The sequence below is a fragment of the Diaphorobacter sp. LI3 genome (assembly GCF_022807955.1).
GTDB classification, from domain to species: domain Bacteria; phylum Pseudomonadota; class Gammaproteobacteria; order Burkholderiales; family Burkholderiaceae_C; genus Diaphorobacter; species Diaphorobacter nitroreducens.
Genome location: NZ_CP094346.1, coordinates 4,097,066 through 4,112,683, shown reverse-complemented (window position 1 = coordinate 4,112,683; position 15,618 = coordinate 4,097,066). Strand labels below are relative to the sequence as shown.

Genomic DNA, 15,618 nt, shown 5'->3' with positions numbered 1-15,618 from the left:
CAACCCTTCCAAGGAGCAAACGCCATGATGGGAATCGAATGGCTTCGGCCCGCGGCCTTCCTCGGGTCCATCCTCTACGCGCTGATCGGCGTGGTCATCTTCTGGCTGTGCTTCTGGCTGATCGACAAGATCACGCCCACCGACCTGTGGGCCGAGATCGTGGAAAAGCAGAACCGCGCCCTGGCGATGGTGGTGGCCGCCATGTGCCTGGGCATTAGCATCATCGTGGCGGCGGCGATCCATTGAAACACCCCCTTGAGCGGTTGCGCCGCTTCCCCCCGCTCTCGCATCGCTGCGCGATACGGGCAGGGGGACGACGCCAGCGCGGCGGGGCGGCGCAGCCGGCCCAGGCCCTCGCGCGGCGTCTGCTGGCGTCGGTCACGCCCACGGCTCGCGCACTCCCATGAAGGACACCAGCACCTCCGCCCCGCGCCCCATCGACGTCGCCCTGCTGGCCAGCGTGTTCGTGATCGCCGCTTGCGGGCTGCTGTACGAGCTGGCGGCCGGGGCGCTGGCGTCGTATGTGCTGGGCGACTCGGTGCTGCAGTTCTCCACCGTCATCGGCACCTATCTGTTCGCCATGGGCGTGGGCTCGTGGCTGTCGCGCTACTTCGAACGGCAGCTGCCCGCGCATTTCCTGCGCATCGAGCTGCTGGTGGCGCTCATCGGGGGTGCTCTGCCGGCTGTGCTGTTCCTGGCCAATGCCTATGTGCCCAGCGCGTTCCGCGTGCTGCTGTACGGCATGGTGCTGCTGGTGGGCACGCTGGTGGGCTTGGAGATTCCGCTGGTCATGCGCATCCTGAAGCGCAACGTGCAGCTCAAGGACCTGGTGAGCCAGGTGCTCACCTTCGACTACCTGGGCGCGCTGGCGGTGTCGATGGCGTTTCCGCTGCTGCTGGTGCCGCAACTGGGGCTGGTGCGCACGGGGCTGCTGTTCGGCTTCATGAACGCGGCCGTGGCCGTGTGGGCGCTGTGGCTGTTCCGGCATGAGCTGCGGCGCTTTGGCGCGCACGCGCTGGCCTGTGCGCTGGTGCTGGCGGCCCTGCTGGCGGGGCTGCTGGGGGCCGAGCACATCACCCGCTTCGCCGAGGACAAGTTCTACCAGGACCGCATCGTGCTCAGTAGCGCCTCGCCCTACCAGCGCATCGTGGTCACGCACGGGCGCGCGGGGCATCGCCTGTACCTGAACGGCAACCTGCAGTTCGCCGAGCGCGACGAATACCGCTACCACGAGGCCCTGGTGCACCCCGTGATGGCCGCGCACGGTCATCCGAAGCGCGTGGCCGTGCTGGGCGGCGGCGACGGCATGGCCGTGCGCGAGGTGCTCAAGTACCCCTCGGTGGAATCGGTCACGCTGGTCGAGCTGGACCCGGCGATGACGCAGCTCTTCGGCAGCCACCCCACGCTGCGGCAGCTGAACGGCGATGCGCTGGCGTCACGCAAGCTCACCATCGTCAACACCGATGCCTTCCAGTGGCTGCAACAGGGAGATGACACCTATGACGTGATCGTGGTGGACTTTCCCGACCCCACCAACTTCGCCATCGGCAAGCTCTACACCAACAGCTTCTACGCCCTGCTAGACCAGCGCCTGGCCGCCAGCGGCTACGCGGTGGTGCAGACGACCTCGCCGCTGGTGGCGCGCAGAAGCTTCTGGACGGTGGTCACGACCATCGAGTCCGTGGGCCTGCAGGCGCGGCCCTACCACGCGCATGTGCCGAGCTTTGGCGAATGGGGCTTCGTCATCGCCAGCCGCCGCCCCTGGCGCGTGCCGGCCGAGCTGCCCGCGGGGCTGCGCTTCCTGGACGCGGCCGCGCTGCCCCTGCTGTTCGACTTCCCGCGGGACATGGCGCGCGTGCCCGCCGAGGTCAACCGCCTGTCCAACCAAGTGCTGGTGCATACCTACGAACAGGAGTGGGGCCAGGTCGCCCACTGATCCCTGGGCCGATGCTGCGGGACGACCCCGCCCCCGCCCCTGCCCCTGCCGGCGGTGTCTGACGAGCCCGGCCGGGGCCGATGCCGTACAGTGGGCGGCCCATGTCCCACCCCGCCCACACTCCTTTCTCTCCCCGCCGGCGCCAGTTGCTGCAGGCCGGCGCCGCCCTGGCCGCGGGGCTCGGCCTGTCCGGCTGCGACAAGCCTGCGCCGGCCGACGTGCTGGGCGGTTACACCGGCATCGACATGGCGCGCGGCCATGCGCTGCGCGACCGGCTGGCCGAGGGCGCGCCCTACACGCCCGACATCGTGCGCCGCACCCAGGTGGTGATCGCCGGTGGCGGCGTGGCCGGGCTGGCGGCCGCACGCGCGCTGCGCTTGGCGGGTGTGGATGATTTCCAGTGCCTGGAGATGGAGGACCAGCCCGGCGGCAACAGCCGCGCCGGCAGCGTGAACGGCATTGCCTGCCCGCTGGGCGCGCATTACCTGCCCGTGCCCGGCGAGCATGCGCGTGAGGTGCAGGACCTGCTGGAAGAGCTGGGCCTGCGCCAGCGCGTGGCCGGCCGCTGGCGGTATGACGAACGCCACCTGAGTCACAGCCCGCAGGAGCGCCTCTACTTCCAGGGCCACTGGCAGGAGGGCCTGCTGCCCGTCGCCGGGGTGGGGGAGTCCACGCTGGCGCAGTACCGGCGCTTTGCCGAGCAGGTGGCCGCGCTTTCGCGCGGCGTGCGCTTCACTATGCCGGTGCTCAAGAGTTGGGCGCCCAATAAGCCGTTGGCGCCCGCCCATCAAGCGCTGGATGCTATGACTTTCGATGCGTGGCTGGCGCAGCAGGGCCTGGACGACGCCCACCTGCGCTGGTACCTGGACTACTGCTGCCGCGACGACTATGGCGCCGGCACGGCGCGCGTCTCGGCCTGGGCGGGCATCCACTATTTCGCCAGCCGCCACGGCTTCCATGCCCCGGGCCTGGAGGCCGATGCCGGCGATGAGCGCGAGGGCGTGCTCACCTGGCCCGAGGGCAACGGCTGGCTCACCCAGCGCCTGGCCGCGCCGCTGGTGCAGGGCGGTCAGCTGCGCACCGGTGCCAGCGTGCTGCGCATCGCCGAGACGCGCCGCGGCGTGGAGGTGGATGTGTACCTGCATGCCACCGACAGCATCGAGCGCTGGCAGGCGCGCCGCTGCATCGTGGCGCTGCCGGTGTACGTCGCCGCGCGCGTGGTGCAGCCTGCGCCGGACTTCCTTGCCCAGGCCGCGCGCCGCCTGCAGTGGGCGCCGTGGCTGGTGGCCAATATCCATGTGAGCGCGCCGCTGGCCGACCGCGAGGGCGCCGCGCCCGCGTGGGACAACGTGCTCTACGCCGACCCCGTGCCCGGCGGGCTGGGTTACGTGCATGCCGGCCACCAGCGCCTGGACCCGCGCGCCGCCGCCAGCGGCCCCACGGTGCTTACCTACTACCAGGCGCTGGGCGACGTGCCGGGCGCCCGCCAGCAGCTGGCAGAGCAACCCTGGACGCACTGGCGCAGCGCCATCCTGGCGGCCCTGGCCGTGCCCCACCCGGACCTGCCCGAGCGCGCCACGCGCATGGAGATCACACGCTACGGCCATGCCATGTCCATCCCCGTACCGGGCACGCAGGCATTCTTAAGCCAAATCGGCCTCTCACGCTTGTCTGGCAAGCGCTACCAGCTATTAAATGGAGAGCGTGTTCCCGTGCCGCCCACGCCAGGCACGCAGCGCCTGCTGTTCGCGCACGCCGACTGGTCGGGCTACTCGGTGTTCGAAGAAGCCTTTACGCGCGGCCATGCGGCGGGGCTGGCGGTGCGCTGGTAGGCAAAGCACGGAGCGCTGAGCCACCGTTGCTTTGCGCACGCGCGCCTCAGCGGGCGTTCTCTTTGTGGCGGGCGATCCGCCGCAGCCCTTCCAGCCAGACCACGCTCAAGACCAGCACCCCTGCGCCGGCGCCCCAGGCTGCAAGGCCTGCGGAGGCCAGACCCATCAGGTCGCGCAGCGCCGGAATGCCCAGGGTCGCCGCCAGCAGCAGCCCCACGGCCGCCGCCATGGGTGCCAGCCAGCGGTTGGCGCGCGCCTGAAGCACCAGCAGCGGCCGCGTCGGGTCACGCTGCGCCTGGATGAGCAGCAGCACGCACACCAGCAGCGTCCCCAGCACCACGGCGCGGCCCTGGGCGGCCTCCCAGCCCTGGGCATGCAGCCAGGCTTGCGCCGCCAGCAGCAGCGCGGCCACGCCCAGGCCTTGTGCCAGGGGCCACAGCAGCGCACGCAGGGCAAAGGGCGAGTCCTGCACCGGGCGGGCAGGGCGTTGCATGGTGTCCGCCTGCTCGGGCTCGGCCTCGAAGACGACGGAGCAGGCCGGGTCGATGAGCAGCTCCAGCAGCACGATGTGCACCGGCAGCAGCAGCGCGGGCCAGTGCAGCAGGGTGGGCACCAGCGCCAGCGCGACGATGGGCACGTGCACGGCGAAGACGAAGCGTGTGGCCTTGCGCACGTTGTCGTCGATGCGCCGCCCCTGGCGGATGGCGGCGACGATGTGCGCAAAGCTGTCTTGCAGCAGCACCAGGGCCGCGGCCTCGCGCGCCACATCGGTGCCGCGCTCGCCCATGGCGATACCCACGTCGGCGGCCTTGAGCGCGGGGGCGTCGTTCACGCCGTCGCCGGTCATGGCCACCACGGCACCATCGGCGCGCAGGGCCTGCACCAGGCGCAGCTTGTGCGCGGGCTTGAGGCGCGCACACAGGTCGGTGTGGCGCAGGCGCTCGCATAGCGTGGCGTCGTCCAGCGCTTGCAGCTCATCGCCCGTGAGCACCTGGGGCCGCTCGGACAGGCCCACCTGCCGCGCGATGGCGCGGGCGGTGGCCGGGTGGTCGCCCGTCATCATCACCACGCGCACGCCCGCGCTGCGGCATTGGGCGATGGCCTCGGGCACCTCGGGCCGGGGCGGGTCGGCCAGCGCCACGAGGCCGAGAAATTCGAAGTCGAAGTCGTGCTGGCTGCCGGGCCATGCCGGTGGCTGGCCCGGCGAGGCGCCAGCCCCCGCCCACTGCCCGCGTGCCACGCCGAGCACGCGCAGGCCACGCTCGGCCAGGTCTTCCACCTGCCGGCGCAGCGCAGCGCGCCGGTCCGCGTCCAGGTGGCACAGGTCGGCCACGGCCTCGGGCGCCCCCTTGGTGGCCAGCAGGTGCCGTTGGGGCGCGCCGGTGGCGTACACGCGGGTCATGGCCAGGATCTCGCCCGACAGGTCGTAGGCGAACTCGGGCTCGCGCCCGTCGTGCACATGCTCGGTCCCCTGCAGCCAGGTATGGCCGAAGTGCTGGATGGCCTTCTCCATCGGGTCGAATGGATCGCCCGGCGTGGCCAGCATGGCCCATTCGACCAGCGGGTGCAGCGCCTCGGGCAGCGTTTGGGCGCCCTCGGCGCGCCATTGCAGCGTGGGTGTGGCCAGCTCGGCCACGGCCATGCGGTTCATGGTCAAGGTGCCGGTCTTGTCCACGGCCAGCACGGTGACCGCGCCCAGGGTCTCCACGGCCGTGATGCGCCGCGTCAGCACCTGCCGCTGGGAGATGCGCCATGCCCCCAGCGCCAGGAACACGGTGAGGATCACCGGGATTTCCTCGGGCAGCAGCGCCATGGCCAGGGCAATGCCCGACAGCAGGCTGTCCAGCAGCGGGCGGCCCGACCAGCCCCAGCCCAGCAGCACCTGGACGCCTGCCAGCGCGAGGGCCAGCAGCCCCAGGCTGCGCACCAGCCGGCGCGAGCGCTGCTGCAGCGGCGAGGACGGCGTCTGCGTGGTCGCCAGGTCTGTGCCGATGCGTCCCACGGCGGTATGCCCCGCCGTGGCATGCACCCGCGCGAGGCCCGTTCCGCGGGTGACCACGGTGCTGGCGAACACGCGGTCGCTATCGGTGTCAGCCTGCAGGGTGGACGCGCTTTCGCTGGCGCAGGGGTGCTTGGCGGCGGGTACGGATTCCCCTGTGAGCAGGGATTCATCCACCTCCAGCTGGCCGCTGAGCAACTGGGCATCGCCGGCGACCCGGTCGCCTTCGCGCAGCACCAGCAGGTCGCCACACACCACATCCCGTCCCGCAATGCGCAGCTGCACTCCATCGCGCAGCACGAGGGCGCGGGGTGCGGACAGGTCGCGCAGCGACTCCAGCGCGCGCTGCGTGCGGCGCTCCTGCACCAGCGTGATGCCGATGACCACGAAGACGAAGCTGAGCAGGAACAGCGCCTCGCCCTTGTCCCCCAGCGCCAGATAGACGCCGCCCGCGGCCAGCAGCATGAGGAACATGGGCTCGGTGAGCACCTCGCGCACGATGGCGAACGTCGACTTGGGTGCGTTGCCGGGTAACTGGTTCGGTCCGTCGCGTGCCAGGCGTTCGGCGGCTTCGGCACTGCTCAGGCCCTGCAGGCCGTGGCGATGTGAGGAGGACTGTTCTGCCATGCAAGAGCGCGCCAGAAGTACAAGGGATGGCGGCAGTGTAGGTGCTTGCGCCGGGGAAATGGGTGTGAACTTTGGATAGCCAGACTCTGTATGGCACTGGGCAAAGAGCCCGCGGGGATCACTCCCGCATCCACGCACCCATCAATCGATCGGGTTGGGGCACGGCGATCTTTCGCCCCGTGACCCGCAGCAGCCCGGCCTGCTGCAACTCCTGCAGGATGCGCGAAAAGTGTTCGGGCGTGAGGTTCAGTTGCGAGGCGATCGCGTTCTTGGCGGCCGGGAGCGTGGTTTCAAAAGGGGCGCCCGGATCGTCGCAGCGGTGCAGCAGATAGGCCACGAACCGCTCGGTGCCGTTGCTCAGTGCCTGCCGTTCCAACTCCTGCACCAGGCCTTCCACGCGCCGGCTCAGGCCCACGATCATGGCGCGTGCAAACGAAGGGCTGCTGTCCAGCTCGTTGAAGATGGCCGTGCGGGCAATGCGCAGCAGCAGCGCGTCGCTGGCGGCCTCGGCGGTCACGACCGCCGCACGCTCCAGGAACATCACCGGCTCGCCGAAACATTGCCCCGGACCGGCCATGCCGGTCAGGCGCGGTGCGCCCTTGGGTGTGCGGCCCCAGAGCTTGATTTCGCCATAGACCACGACATACATGCCTTCCACCGGGTCGCCCCGGCGGAACACCGGCTCCCCGCGTTTGAAGGGGTGCCGCGTCGTAACGGCCGCCAGGCGCGCCAGCGTCGCGGTATCCAGCGCCTGGAACAGCGGCAGGCGCGCCAGGAGCACTTCGCTGGGAATCTCGCGCCGCGCCATGGCTCAACGGGTCGCCACTGCTACCCACTCTGATTCGCCGCCAGGCTGCAGCAACTGGGCGACCCACGCGCTCCAGGCTGACGCGAAGGCACGCCGGGCGTCTTCGGGGGCCCCGCGCGCCAGCGCGTCGCGCATCAGCTGGGCCAGGGCGGCCGAGCGGGGTGCCGGGAATCCCCGGCGCACCCACGCTACGGACTTCGCGGTATCCGTGCGCGTAAAGCGGATGTCTCCGTCCATGGGGACAGCAAACTGCAGCAGGTCCTTGCGGCCGAACTGCCCGGCCAAGCCCTTGAACCCGCCGGCGTTGGCGGCGCCTGTGACCAGGGCGGCCACGCTGGCAACCACGCCGGTCACGCCCTCGTCCAGCGGCTGGCGCAGCTCTACCCGGATGTCGCCGCGCCGCGGCGTGCCACCGGGGTACAGCTGCGCCAGGGCGGCGCGAGTCATGAGCCAGGCGCCGGCCACCGTGGGGCAGGAATGACCGGTCAGCTTGACTGCGTCGATGTAGCGGTAGTCCAGCAGGCCATCTTCAGCAGAGCCGAGTATCTGGGCCAGCGGATCCACCATCACGATGGAGGGCACGGCGTCGTAATAGGCGGGAGTTTTCATGGTTGCCATGGGTGTGTGATTCCTCGCTGGAGTCCTTGCAGGTGCCGCGCGCAAGGCCATGCCACGATCCGCCCAAGGATGGCCTTGCGCGGCACGTAGGGGTCGCGCCAGGTGCGGCTGTCGCTGGAGGCGTCTCGATTGTCCCCCAGCAGAAAATAGTGGTCCGGCAGCACGCGGTAGCTGTCAGTAAACACCGAAGGGCTGGCATAAGGTTCTGGCAGCACGCGGCCATCGATATGGACAGCGCCAGCCTTCAGGGCTACCTTTTCACCTGGCAGGCCGATGATGCGCTTGACCATCGCGTGACCCTGCTCGCCTAGGCGCACGATCACCATGTCACCCCGCCGTAGGGGCGTGGTGCGCCCCAGGCGGCGCGTCAGCGCCAGGCTGCCATCGGGCAGCGTGGGCGCCATGGAGTGCGATCGCACCCGGGTGAGCCAGAACATCAATGGTGCCCGCAGCCGCCGGCGGCGTGCCCGTGGCCGGCGTGTGCATGGTGGTGTTCATGGTCGTGTCCTTCGGCGTATTTGAAGAACGCGACGTAGGCATCCATGTAGGTGCGCGCGGCCACCAGGTCGTTGGTGTCGAAGCGCTTGAGCGCGAGGGCGTGGTTGAAGCGCTTTTCCAGTTCGTCCCAGCGCGCCGTGTCGATGAGGCCGCGCAGCGGCTCGATCGTCCCGCGCTCCAGCGCCTCGTCGGCCGCGCGCACCTGTGCGGGGATCACCGTGCCAGCGGGCTTGATGCCGTCGTAGGCTGCGCCTTCACCGGCGCGGTGGATGCGCACCAGGTTCTCCAAGAACCACTGGTCCGCCAACACTGCCGCTTCGCCGCCCGCGGTGCGAACCCGCCGGGCGCGCTCGAAGGCGGTACGGACTTCGTTCTCATCCTCGGGGCGCACCCACTTCAGTGCGATGTTGACGTTGCCGCAGTCCAGCGCGCGGCGCCCATCGGTGACGGCGGGGCCATCGTTGGTGTCGCAGTGGGCCGAGGCGGGGCGGACGGCCCAGTGGGCGAGCGAGTCAGCGAGGTGGCGCACGAATGCTGCGAGTTGCATGAATTTCTCCTTCAAGAAATGGGCCAATCGACCGCAGGCGCATGGGTTGCTGATGCCGGCCATCTCATGGGCTCCGGCATGGGACCATATGCCTGCTCTACATGATAGAGCGCCGGCCGCCGGGGCGTTCAACCCAATTCCCGGTTCCTTAGCAAAAATCAAGATCCAGGCCCTGTGAGCGCTCGCCCAGGCCGGCGCAGCGGGGCTGCGGTGTATAACCCCTGCGCCGGTCGTCGTGGCCTTTTCCGATCTATGCACGTGAGTAGTTCCCCCGGATTTTTCGAACACCAGCATGAGCGCCTGGAGGCGCAGCTGCATGCCCATCTGCTGGATGTCGTGGGCGCGGATTTCGAGGGCGCGCTGCGGCGCCTGCAGCGCTGGCGCGCCGACCTGGCCCAGCACATCGAGATCGAAAATACGCGGCTACTGCCCCATGTGCCGCCGGGTGCCCGCTGGGCCGCGCGGGTGTACCTGGTGGAGCACGACCGTATCGCGCTGCTGGCCGACGAGTACCTGCTGAAGGTGCGGGCAATGGCGCAGCAGCCGCCGCAGGGCGAGCAGGCCCGCCGCGCTGCGGTGCTGGGGCTGCTGGATGCGGCGCATGCGCTGCGGCATGTCCTGGAGCATCACCATGAGCGCGAGCACCAGGCGCTGGCGCATGAATTGCCCGAAAGCCTGCAGGCTGCGGCGTGGAAAGGCGTGGAGCCCGGCGGCGCATAAGCGGCCCCGTGGGTTCCAGCTCCTTGCCTCGTCCCGTCAGACCTCCGTCTGCGCCGCGGCCACCCAGCGCAGGCCCCTGCCGCGGCTGAAGTAGTAGTCGCCCTGGGGGCTGATGACGACGGCGCGGCAGGCGGCAGGGTCCGAAAAATACTGCCACCCGTGGGCGCGCTCCTGGGCGCTTGCGTTGTTGGGGATGGTCTGCATGCCCTGGCCTGCGTTGTCGTTGCAGCGCGTCACCATGGCGCGCTCACGCGGGTGGCGGGCGTCCTGGTGGTGGTCGCGGTCCCCGGCAAATGCGGGGGCGCCGAGGGCGGCCACCAGCATTCCGATCGCGGCGAGAGAGAAGGTGGTGCGCATGATGAACTCCTTTGTGCCTGGTGATTGCAGCCGAAAGTGACTGTGCCTGCAGTCTGCGCGGGAGGCGGTGAATCAGTGCTGAACGCTGGATTCACCTGCCGTTCATACCCCGCTCGCCGGTGCGCCCGAGCCGAACCGGCCCAGCCCCAGCGTGACCAGTCCGTTGCCGCGCCTCAGCATCCACAGCACCTCCAACCCCATGCGCTGGGCCAGCGCCAGCCCTTCGCCAGGGCCGGCCACCAGCAGCGCGGTGGCCCAGGCGTCGGCGTGCATGCACTGGCGTGCCAACACGGTGACAGAGGCGACTTCGTTGCGCACGGGGGCGCCACGGCGCGTGTCCATGGTGTGCGCCAAGCGCGCGGCGCCTACCTGGAGATAGTGCCGGTAGTCGCCCGAGGTCGCCACAGCCAGGTCCTGCAGTTCGACCACGCTGTGCACGGCGCGGCGGCCGGTCTCGGGGCTTTCCACCGCGACGGCCCAGGGTTGGCCATCGGCCTGGCCCCCCACGGCGCGCAGCTCGCCGTCCAGCGCCACCAGGGCGTGCGGTACGCCGTTCTGCCGCAGCACGTCGGCCATGCGGTCCACGGCGTAGCCCTTGGCGATCCCGCACAGGTCCAGGTGCACGGGTGCGTGCTTGCGGGCGCGCAGCATGCCGCTGTCCAGTTCTAGCGCCTCGTAGGTGGGGGTGCGCGCGACAGGTGCCGCGCTGGTGGCTGTGCGGATCGCCTCGGCGTCGGGAGCGTCGCGCACCGCTCCAAAGCCCCAGGCATCGACCAGCGCACCCGCGGCCGGGTCGAAGGCGCCCGCACTCAGGCGGCAGACGTCCAGCGCGCAGACCAATACCTCCAGGATTTCAGCGGGCAGCGTGACCCAGGCCCCCACGGGGGCGTGGTTCAAGCGGTTGAGATCGCTGCCCGGCAGCCAGGGCGACATCTGCGCATCCACCCGTTGCACGGCGGCGGCCAGCGCGGTTTGCAGCGCCTGCACATCGGTGTCCGGCGCCGCATCGCAGGTAACCGACCAGCGCGTGCCCATGGTGGGGCCATGCAGCGCCAGCCGCCGCGGGTCAGAACAGGTCTTCGGCATAGCGTCCCTGCTCTTTCAGTTGCGCCAGGCTCTGGCCCTGCGGGCCCAGCAGCGCATCCAGCACCTGTGCCACGCCCTGGGCCATGGCGCGGCTGCCGCACACACGCACGAGGGCGCCCTGCGCGATCAGTGCAAGCACCTGCGTGGCATCGCGGCGCAGGATTTCCTGCACATAGCCACCGCCCGGTGTACGGGAGAACGTGGTGTGCAGCCCGGCCAGGCGGCCGTCGGCCTGCCAGGACGGGAGCTCGGTGCCGAAGTAGAAGTCCCGTTCGGGATGGCGCGCGCCGTAGTACAGGTGCATGGGGCGGTGGCGCGTGTTGTCGCGTATGAAACCTGCCAGTGGCGCCACGCCCGTTCCCGCGCCGATCAGCAGTACTGGCGCGCGGCCCGCGGGCAGGACGAAGCCCGGGTTGGGTCGGATGAACGCCTGCACACTGTCGCCCGCCTGCAGCGCATGCAGGTGGCTGGAACACACGCCGCCTGGCATGCGGCGCACGCAGATTTCCACGAAGCCGTCGCGCGTGCCGCTGGCCAGCGAGTAGTAGCGCGGCACGGCCTGGCCGGGCGCGACGATGCCGATCAGGTCGCCCGCGGCGAAGCGGGGCAGGCCGCGGGCGGGCAGGGCAAAGCGCAGGATGGCCGCGGGTTCGCCCGCGCCGCCCGGAAAGTCCTGCCGCGCGGCGAGCGTCAGTGCCACCGTGCGCGGCAGGCGCGGCTGGTAATCGATCTGCAAGGCCTGGCCCAGTGCTTGCGACAAGACCCGTCCCCAGCGGGCGAATTCCTGCGCGGACTGCTGGTGGATGCGCTCCAGCGGCAGCAGCGCGGGCCAGCCCTGCGTGCGCAGCGTCTGCTCCAGCGCCTCGGCAAACGCGCAGAAGGCGGGGAACTGCCGGTCGCCAAAGCCCAGTACCGTGACTTGCGCTCCCGTGACGGGCTGGCGCGTGATGGCGTCCAGCGCGCGCGCCGCATGGGCCGGCGGCTGGCCGTCGCCATACGTGGCCGCCAGCACATAGACCTGGCGTGCGGTCGGTGGCACGCGCCAGTGCTCCAGTGCCGTGGTGTGCACGCGCTGGCCCGTGGCGACCAGTGCGGCATGCAGGGCCTGGGCAAAGCCCCAGGTGGTGCCGCCTTCGCTGGCCACGAAGATCAGGCTGTCGGCCTGCGCGAGCGGGCTGTTGTTGGCCATGCGGGGGCGGTTGCGACGCGCCTGCCACCACAACACCACGCCCGTGGTCCAGAACAGCGGGATGCTGGCTCCCATGGCGCCCAGCACCAGCGCCCAGACCCACGCGCCTTCGCCGGTGTGCAGCAGCAACGCCCAGTCGTGTACGCGCTGCGCCGCCGTGGCGTCCTGCCAGGCCAGGGTCTGGCCACTGTAGCGGTCTACCCAGCCCTGGCCCTGCGCGGTGGTCACGCGCCAGGTGTCTTGCGGATCGTCGGCCGCCGGCAGATTGAGCTTGCGCAGGTCCTGAACGCGCAGCTCCTGCAGCAGGGGCAATTGGTCGGCGCGCAGGGCGGCCTGGCTGCCCTGTACGGAGGAGGCCACGTCGGGCTCTGCCACGGCATCCAGCGGCAGCAGGCCGAAGGTGGCGGCGCTCATGACCAGGGCGGCAGCGGCGGACACCGCCAGCACCAACAGGATGACCCGCCCCGCCAGCACGTGCAGGCGCTGCGCCAGCGTGCCGCGCACCGAGCCGGCCAGTTGCCGCCATCCGCCCATGCGGCGCAGCAGCAGCACCAGCCCCGAGACCGAGAGCACCAGCATGGCGAGCGCCACCACGGCCGCGGTCATGCGCCCGGCGTCGCCCAGCAGCAGGGATCGGTGCAGGTTCTTCACCCAGCGTGGCAGCAGCGAGGGCTCGTAGCCACCCAGCACGCGGCCGTCCGCGGGGTCCACACGCAGGGCCTGGGCCTGGCCGTTGTCAAAGGCATGCACCACGATGCCGCCCGAGGGCAGGTGGCGGATTTCCTCCGCGCCGGGCACGCTGGCCTGTACGCGCTGCACGAGGGTGGCCACGGGCAGGTCCTGCGCCGGGGAAGCCGCCTGCCACGCGTTGCGCAGCGGGTCGAGGGCCAACAGCGTGCCCGTAATGGCCAGCACCAGCGCGAGCGCGCCGGCCACCAGGCCCAACCAGCGGTGGATCTGCCGCCAAACCATGGATGCCCCCTCGCTTATTTCAGTTGGTAGGTGAACGACTGGATGTACTGCTTGCCCGCCTGCGGCTTGCCGGCCTGGGCGGTGGACAGGGGTACGCGGATCTCCGAGGGGCTGTCGCGCATGTCCTCGGCGGCGGCGTCGATGCGGATCTCGTAGCCCGCGTCGAGCAGCGCGTCTGCCAGGTCGGCCGTCACCTTGAGGGTGCGGCCCGCGCCCACGCTGGCGCCGGTCACGCCCTGCAGGCGCTTGCCGTCCTTGGCGGACAGGCGGTTCCAGTCGGCCAAGTGCTTGTAGTACTTGGCCTTGCCGCCGGCCACCCACAGTGTGCCCGCGTAGGCGCCCTTGGCGTCGGTGAGGTAGACGGCGAGGTAGGCGCCGTCGCCTCCGTAGTTCTTGAGGGTGGTCGAGAGCGTGACCTCGCGGCTGTGTGCCAAGGCGGGCAGGGTCAGCGCGCAGGCGGCGGCCAGGGTGGTCAGCAGGGGTTTGGTGTGGGACATGGAAAGTCTCCAGAAAAAAGGGGGGGTTATTCGATCTGGCCGCGCGGCGTGGTGCCGGGGGTCAGCACGGGGCTGTGGGCCGGGGCTGCCGGTGCGGGCGCGGCGGACGGGGCGGCAGATGGGGCGGCATCCTGGGCGGGGCCACGGTCGCGCCGGCGTTCGCGCTCGCGCTCATGCCCTTCGTCATCGTCGCCGCGCAGCTTCATCTTCACCACGCGCAGCGTCTGGGGGTCCAGCTTGGCCTTGAAGCTGCGGCCCTGGGCGTCGCGGCCGCGCACTTCGTAGCAGCCGTCGTCGATCTTGATGCGCTGCACCTGCCAGCCCTGAGCGGCCGCGTGCCGCATCACGGCGTCGCGTGACTGCCAGTGCTGCACGGGGGCCTCGCAGTCATCGTCCGCCAGCGCAGGGGCTGCTGCCAGGGCCAGGCACAGGGCCAGCAACGGGGTCGGGTATTTCATGGAAAGCTCCTTGGGGTGAATCAACGCATGGCAAAGGATTCGCGGTGCAGGCGCCACGGGCGGGTGCCGCTGGCATGCGCGTGCAGCGCATCGCCCAGACCCTGGGGGCCGCAGAACCAGATGTCCAGCGGGCCGGGGGTGGCTTCCAGGTCCTGGGGCCTGAGGCGCTGGCCCTGGGCGTCGCCGTGCACCGTGAGCGTGACCGGTGGTTGGGCCTGCGCGCACAGCGTGCGCAGGCGCGGCAGCAGCGGATCGGTGGCGGCGTCGCGGGTGCAGTAGTGCATCTGCACCGGCTGCAGTTTGGAGGGCGCCGGCGTGGCGCCCGGCTGCCGGGCTTCCAGCAGCGCCAGGAAAGGCGTGATGCCCACGCCACCCGCCACCCACACCTGCTGGCGCCGGCGGCGGCCCCGCCCGTCGAAGCGGCCGTAGGGGCCTTCGATGTCCACGCGCTGCCCGGCCTGCAGGCGTCGGCCCAGGGTGCGGGTGTAGTCGCCCAGTGGCTTGATGACCAGACGCAGCAACTGCTCGCCCTGCGCATTGGTGCCCAGGCTGCCCGGAGCGCTGGCAATGGTGAAGGGGTGGGCGCCTTCCCAGGCATCGAAGCGCACAAAGGCAAACTGCCCCGCGCGGTGGCTGGGCCAGCTGGCGGGCAAGGCGCAGATCACCTCAATGGGGGCCGCCGCGCCGCCGTCGCCCAGCACCTGCACGGCATGGATGCGACCGGTGTGGCTGCGCGCACGGCCGATCCAGCCCGCCAGCGACCACACGGCGGCCAGGCTGCCCAGCGCCAGCAACGTGCCCATCAGCAGGCCCAGCGGGAGCGTCCAGAAGGTCAGCGGCATCAGCGCCACGGTATGCAGCGTGAGCGCCAGGAACACCAGCGGCATGGCGCGGTGCAGGAAGCGCCACGGCTTGTAGGCCAGCAGCCGGGTCAGCAGCGTGATGGCCACCATGGCCAGCAGCAGGTAAAAAGCCATCTCGCCCAGGTCCTTGGCAAGGCCCCGGGCGTCGGTGAGCCAGGGCAGAACGGCGTCGCGTGCCGGCCGGCCGGCGCGGCCCCACAGGCCCTTGATCCAGTCGCTGGATTCATCGGCGCCCCAGTGCAGGATGGCCGTCAGCGCCGCACTGATGCCGGCCCACTTGTGCAGGCGGTAGACCTGGTCCATGCCGCCCAGCGGGCGCTCCAGCCAGGGCAGGCGCAGCGCCAGCACCATGGCCAGTGCCATCAGGCCGATGCTCCACAGCCCCGACAGGTACAGGGCCTGCTGGCGCAGCTGCCACCAGCCGGTGGCCGCGCCCTGCGCATCCACGAGGGGGAAGATGCCCAGTTCGGGTGGCAGTGCCGCCTGCCAGGCCAGCGTGATGGCCAGCAAGCAGGCGCCTACGGCGATCTTGATGCGCATGGGGTTTTCCTTCTTGTGCGTTGGGTGAACAGCCGGCTGCGCAGATGCAGCAAACGGCCTGGCAACGATTG

16 protein-coding genes are annotated in these 15,618 nt (G+C 70.6%); 5 read left to right on the top strand and 11 right to left on the bottom strand.

The window, feature by feature from the left end; translation table 11 throughout:
* Positions 1 to 24: 24 nt before the first annotated feature.
* From MRB47_RS19170 to MRB47_RS19160, 3 genes are all read left to right on the top strand, one after another.
* Positions 25 to 246: a DUF350 domain-containing protein gene (locus MRB47_RS19170; RefSeq protein WP_015914656.1), complete on the top strand. Its 222-nt coding sequence runs from the start codon at positions 25 to 27 to the stop codon at positions 244 to 246.
* Between the two features lie 157 nt (positions 247 to 403).
* On the top strand, positions 404 to 1,936 hold the full coding sequence (locus tag MRB47_RS19165; protein WP_015914655.1) for a polyamine aminopropyltransferase: 1,533 nt from the start codon (positions 404 to 406) through the stop codon (positions 1,934 to 1,936).
* Between the two features lie 101 nt (positions 1,937 to 2,037).
* Positions 2,038 to 3,768 carry an FAD-dependent oxidoreductase gene (locus MRB47_RS19160; RefSeq protein WP_252101495.1) on the top strand — a complete coding sequence of 577 codons (1,731 nt, stop codon included), beginning with the start codon at positions 2,038 to 2,040 and terminating at the stop codon, positions 3,766 to 3,768.
* Positions 3,769 to 3,814: 46 nt separating this feature from the next.
* Here MRB47_RS19160 and MRB47_RS19155 read toward each other — a convergent pair whose 3' ends face one another.
* The 5 genes from MRB47_RS19155 to MRB47_RS19135 form a co-directional block, all read right to left on the bottom strand.
* Positions 3,815 to 6,394: a cation-translocating P-type ATPase gene (locus MRB47_RS19155; protein WP_252101494.1), complete on the bottom strand. Its 2,580-nt coding sequence runs from the start codon at positions 6,392 to 6,394 to the stop codon at positions 3,815 to 3,817.
* Between the two features lie 118 nt (positions 6,395 to 6,512).
* Positions 6,513 to 7,202 carry a Crp/Fnr family transcriptional regulator gene (locus tag MRB47_RS19150; RefSeq protein ID WP_015914653.1) on the bottom strand — a complete coding sequence of 230 codons (690 nt, stop codon included), beginning with the start codon at positions 7,200 to 7,202 and terminating at the stop codon, positions 6,513 to 6,515.
* A 3-nt stretch (positions 7,203 to 7,205) separates the two neighbouring features.
* Entirely contained in the window at positions 7,206 to 7,811 is a 606-nt protein-coding gene (locus tag MRB47_RS19145) for a hypothetical protein (RefSeq protein ID WP_015914652.1), read from the bottom strand.
* Positions 7,808 to 8,257, bottom strand: coding sequence for a signal peptidase I (gene lepB, locus MRB47_RS19140; protein ID WP_015914651.1), 450 nt, complete (start codon positions 8,255 to 8,257; stop codon positions 7,808 to 7,810). Before lepB ends, MRB47_RS19145 begins: the two co-directional genes overlap by 4 nt.
* On the bottom strand, positions 8,257 to 8,865 hold the full coding sequence (locus MRB47_RS19135; RefSeq protein WP_015914650.1) for a DUF6448 family protein: 609 nt from the start codon (positions 8,863 to 8,865) through the stop codon (positions 8,257 to 8,259). Before MRB47_RS19135 ends, lepB begins: the two co-directional genes overlap by 1 nt.
* Here MRB47_RS19135 and MRB47_RS19130 point away from each other — a divergent pair.
* Both MRB47_RS19130 and MRB47_RS19125 read left to right on the top strand, forming a co-directional pair.
* Positions 8,864 to 9,043 carry a hypothetical protein gene (locus MRB47_RS19130; RefSeq protein WP_252101493.1) on the top strand — a complete coding sequence of 60 codons (180 nt, stop codon included), beginning with the start codon at positions 8,864 to 8,866 and terminating at the stop codon, positions 9,041 to 9,043. The two genes, MRB47_RS19135 and MRB47_RS19130, sit on opposite strands and share 2 nt — an antisense overlap.
* Before the next feature lie 74 nt (positions 9,044 to 9,117).
* Positions 9,118 to 9,585, top strand: coding sequence for a hypothetical protein (locus tag MRB47_RS19125; RefSeq protein WP_015914649.1), 468 nt, complete (start codon positions 9,118 to 9,120; stop codon positions 9,583 to 9,585).
* A 36-nt stretch (positions 9,586 to 9,621) separates the two neighbouring features.
* On the opposite strand, the gene MRB47_RS19120 is transcribed toward MRB47_RS19125, so the two are convergent.
* The 6 genes from MRB47_RS19120 to MRB47_RS19095 all read right to left on the bottom strand — a co-directional run bounded on the left by MRB47_RS19120 (position 9,622) and on the right by MRB47_RS19095 (position 15,547).
* Positions 9,622 to 9,942, bottom strand: a complete 321-nt coding sequence (locus tag MRB47_RS19120) for a hypothetical protein (RefSeq protein WP_252101492.1) — start codon at positions 9,940 to 9,942, stop codon at positions 9,622 to 9,624.
* Positions 9,943 to 10,044: 102 nt separating this feature from the next.
* Positions 10,045 to 11,028: an FAD:protein FMN transferase gene (locus MRB47_RS19115; RefSeq protein WP_252101491.1), complete on the bottom strand. Its 984-nt coding sequence runs from the start codon at positions 11,026 to 11,028 to the stop codon at positions 10,045 to 10,047.
* Complete coding sequence (locus MRB47_RS19110) at positions 11,009 to 13,189, bottom strand: PepSY domain-containing protein (RefSeq protein WP_252101490.1); 2,181 nt, start codon at positions 13,187 to 13,189, stop codon at positions 11,009 to 11,011. Before MRB47_RS19110 ends, MRB47_RS19115 begins: the two co-directional genes overlap by 20 nt.
* 14 nt (positions 13,190 to 13,203) lie before the next feature.
* Entirely contained in the window at positions 13,204 to 13,686 is a 483-nt protein-coding gene (locus MRB47_RS19105) for a DUF2271 domain-containing protein (protein ID WP_252101489.1), read from the bottom strand.
* Positions 13,687 to 13,712: 26 nt separating this feature from the next.
* On the bottom strand, positions 13,713 to 14,144 hold the full coding sequence (locus MRB47_RS19100) for a PepSY domain-containing protein (protein WP_015914644.1): 432 nt from the start codon (positions 14,142 to 14,144) through the stop codon (positions 13,713 to 13,715).
* A 20-nt stretch (positions 14,145 to 14,164) separates the two neighbouring features.
* Positions 14,165 to 15,547 carry a ferric reductase-like transmembrane domain-containing protein gene (locus tag MRB47_RS19095; protein ID WP_015914643.1) on the bottom strand — a complete coding sequence of 461 codons (1,383 nt, stop codon included), beginning with the start codon at positions 15,545 to 15,547 and terminating at the stop codon, positions 14,165 to 14,167.
* Positions 15,548 to 15,618: the final 71 nt, after the last annotated feature.

What these genes read in the sequence shown, in the direction of transcription:
- MRB47_RS19170 (WP_015914656.1), top strand. Translation starts at nt 25, where the DNA reads ATGATGGGAATCGAATGGCTTCGGCCCGCGGCCTTCCTCGGGTCCATC.
- MRB47_RS19165 (WP_015914655.1), top strand. Translation starts at nt 404, where the DNA reads ATGAAGGACACCAGCACCTCCGCCCCGCGCCCCATCGACGTCGCCCTG.
- MRB47_RS19160 (WP_252101495.1), top strand. Translation starts at nt 2,038, where the DNA reads ATGTCCCACCCCGCCCACACTCCTTTCTCTCCCCGCCGGCGCCAGTTG.
- MRB47_RS19155 (WP_252101494.1), bottom strand. Translation starts at nt 6,394, where the DNA reads ATGGCAGAACAGTCCTCCTCACATCGCCACGGCCTGCAGGGCCTGAGC.
- MRB47_RS19150 (WP_015914653.1), bottom strand. Translation starts at nt 7,202, where the DNA reads ATGGCGCGGCGCGAGATTCCCAGCGAAGTGCTCCTGGCGCGCCTGCCG.
- MRB47_RS19145 (WP_015914652.1), bottom strand. Translation starts at nt 7,811, where the DNA reads ATGAAAACTCCCGCCTATTACGACGCCGTGCCCTCCATCGTGATGGTG.
- lepB (WP_015914651.1), bottom strand. Translation starts at nt 8,257, where the DNA reads ATGTTCTGGCTCACCCGGGTGCGATCGCACTCCATGGCGCCCACGCTG.
- MRB47_RS19130 (WP_252101493.1), top strand. Translation starts at nt 8,864, where the DNA reads ATGAATTTCTCCTTCAAGAAATGGGCCAATCGACCGCAGGCGCATGGG.
- MRB47_RS19135 (WP_015914650.1), bottom strand. Translation starts at nt 8,865, where the DNA reads ATGCAACTCGCAGCATTCGTGCGCCACCTCGCTGACTCGCTCGCCCAC.
- MRB47_RS19125 (WP_015914649.1), top strand. Translation starts at nt 9,118, where the DNA reads ATGCACGTGAGTAGTTCCCCCGGATTTTTCGAACACCAGCATGAGCGC.
- MRB47_RS19120 (WP_252101492.1), bottom strand. Translation starts at nt 9,942, where the DNA reads ATGCGCACCACCTTCTCTCTCGCCGCGATCGGAATGCTGGTGGCCGCC.
- MRB47_RS19115 (WP_252101491.1), bottom strand. Translation starts at nt 11,028, where the DNA reads ATGCCGAAGACCTGTTCTGACCCGCGGCGGCTGGCGCTGCATGGCCCC.
- MRB47_RS19110 (WP_252101490.1), bottom strand. Translation starts at nt 13,189, where the DNA reads ATGGTTTGGCGGCAGATCCACCGCTGGTTGGGCCTGGTGGCCGGCGCG.
- MRB47_RS19105 (WP_252101489.1), bottom strand. Translation starts at nt 13,686, where the DNA reads ATGTCCCACACCAAACCCCTGCTGACCACCCTGGCCGCCGCCTGCGCG.
- MRB47_RS19100 (WP_015914644.1), bottom strand. Translation starts at nt 14,144, where the DNA reads ATGAAATACCCGACCCCGTTGCTGGCCCTGTGCCTGGCCCTGGCAGCA.
- MRB47_RS19095 (WP_015914643.1), bottom strand. Translation starts at nt 15,547, where the DNA reads ATGCGCATCAAGATCGCCGTAGGCGCCTGCTTGCTGGCCATCACGCTG.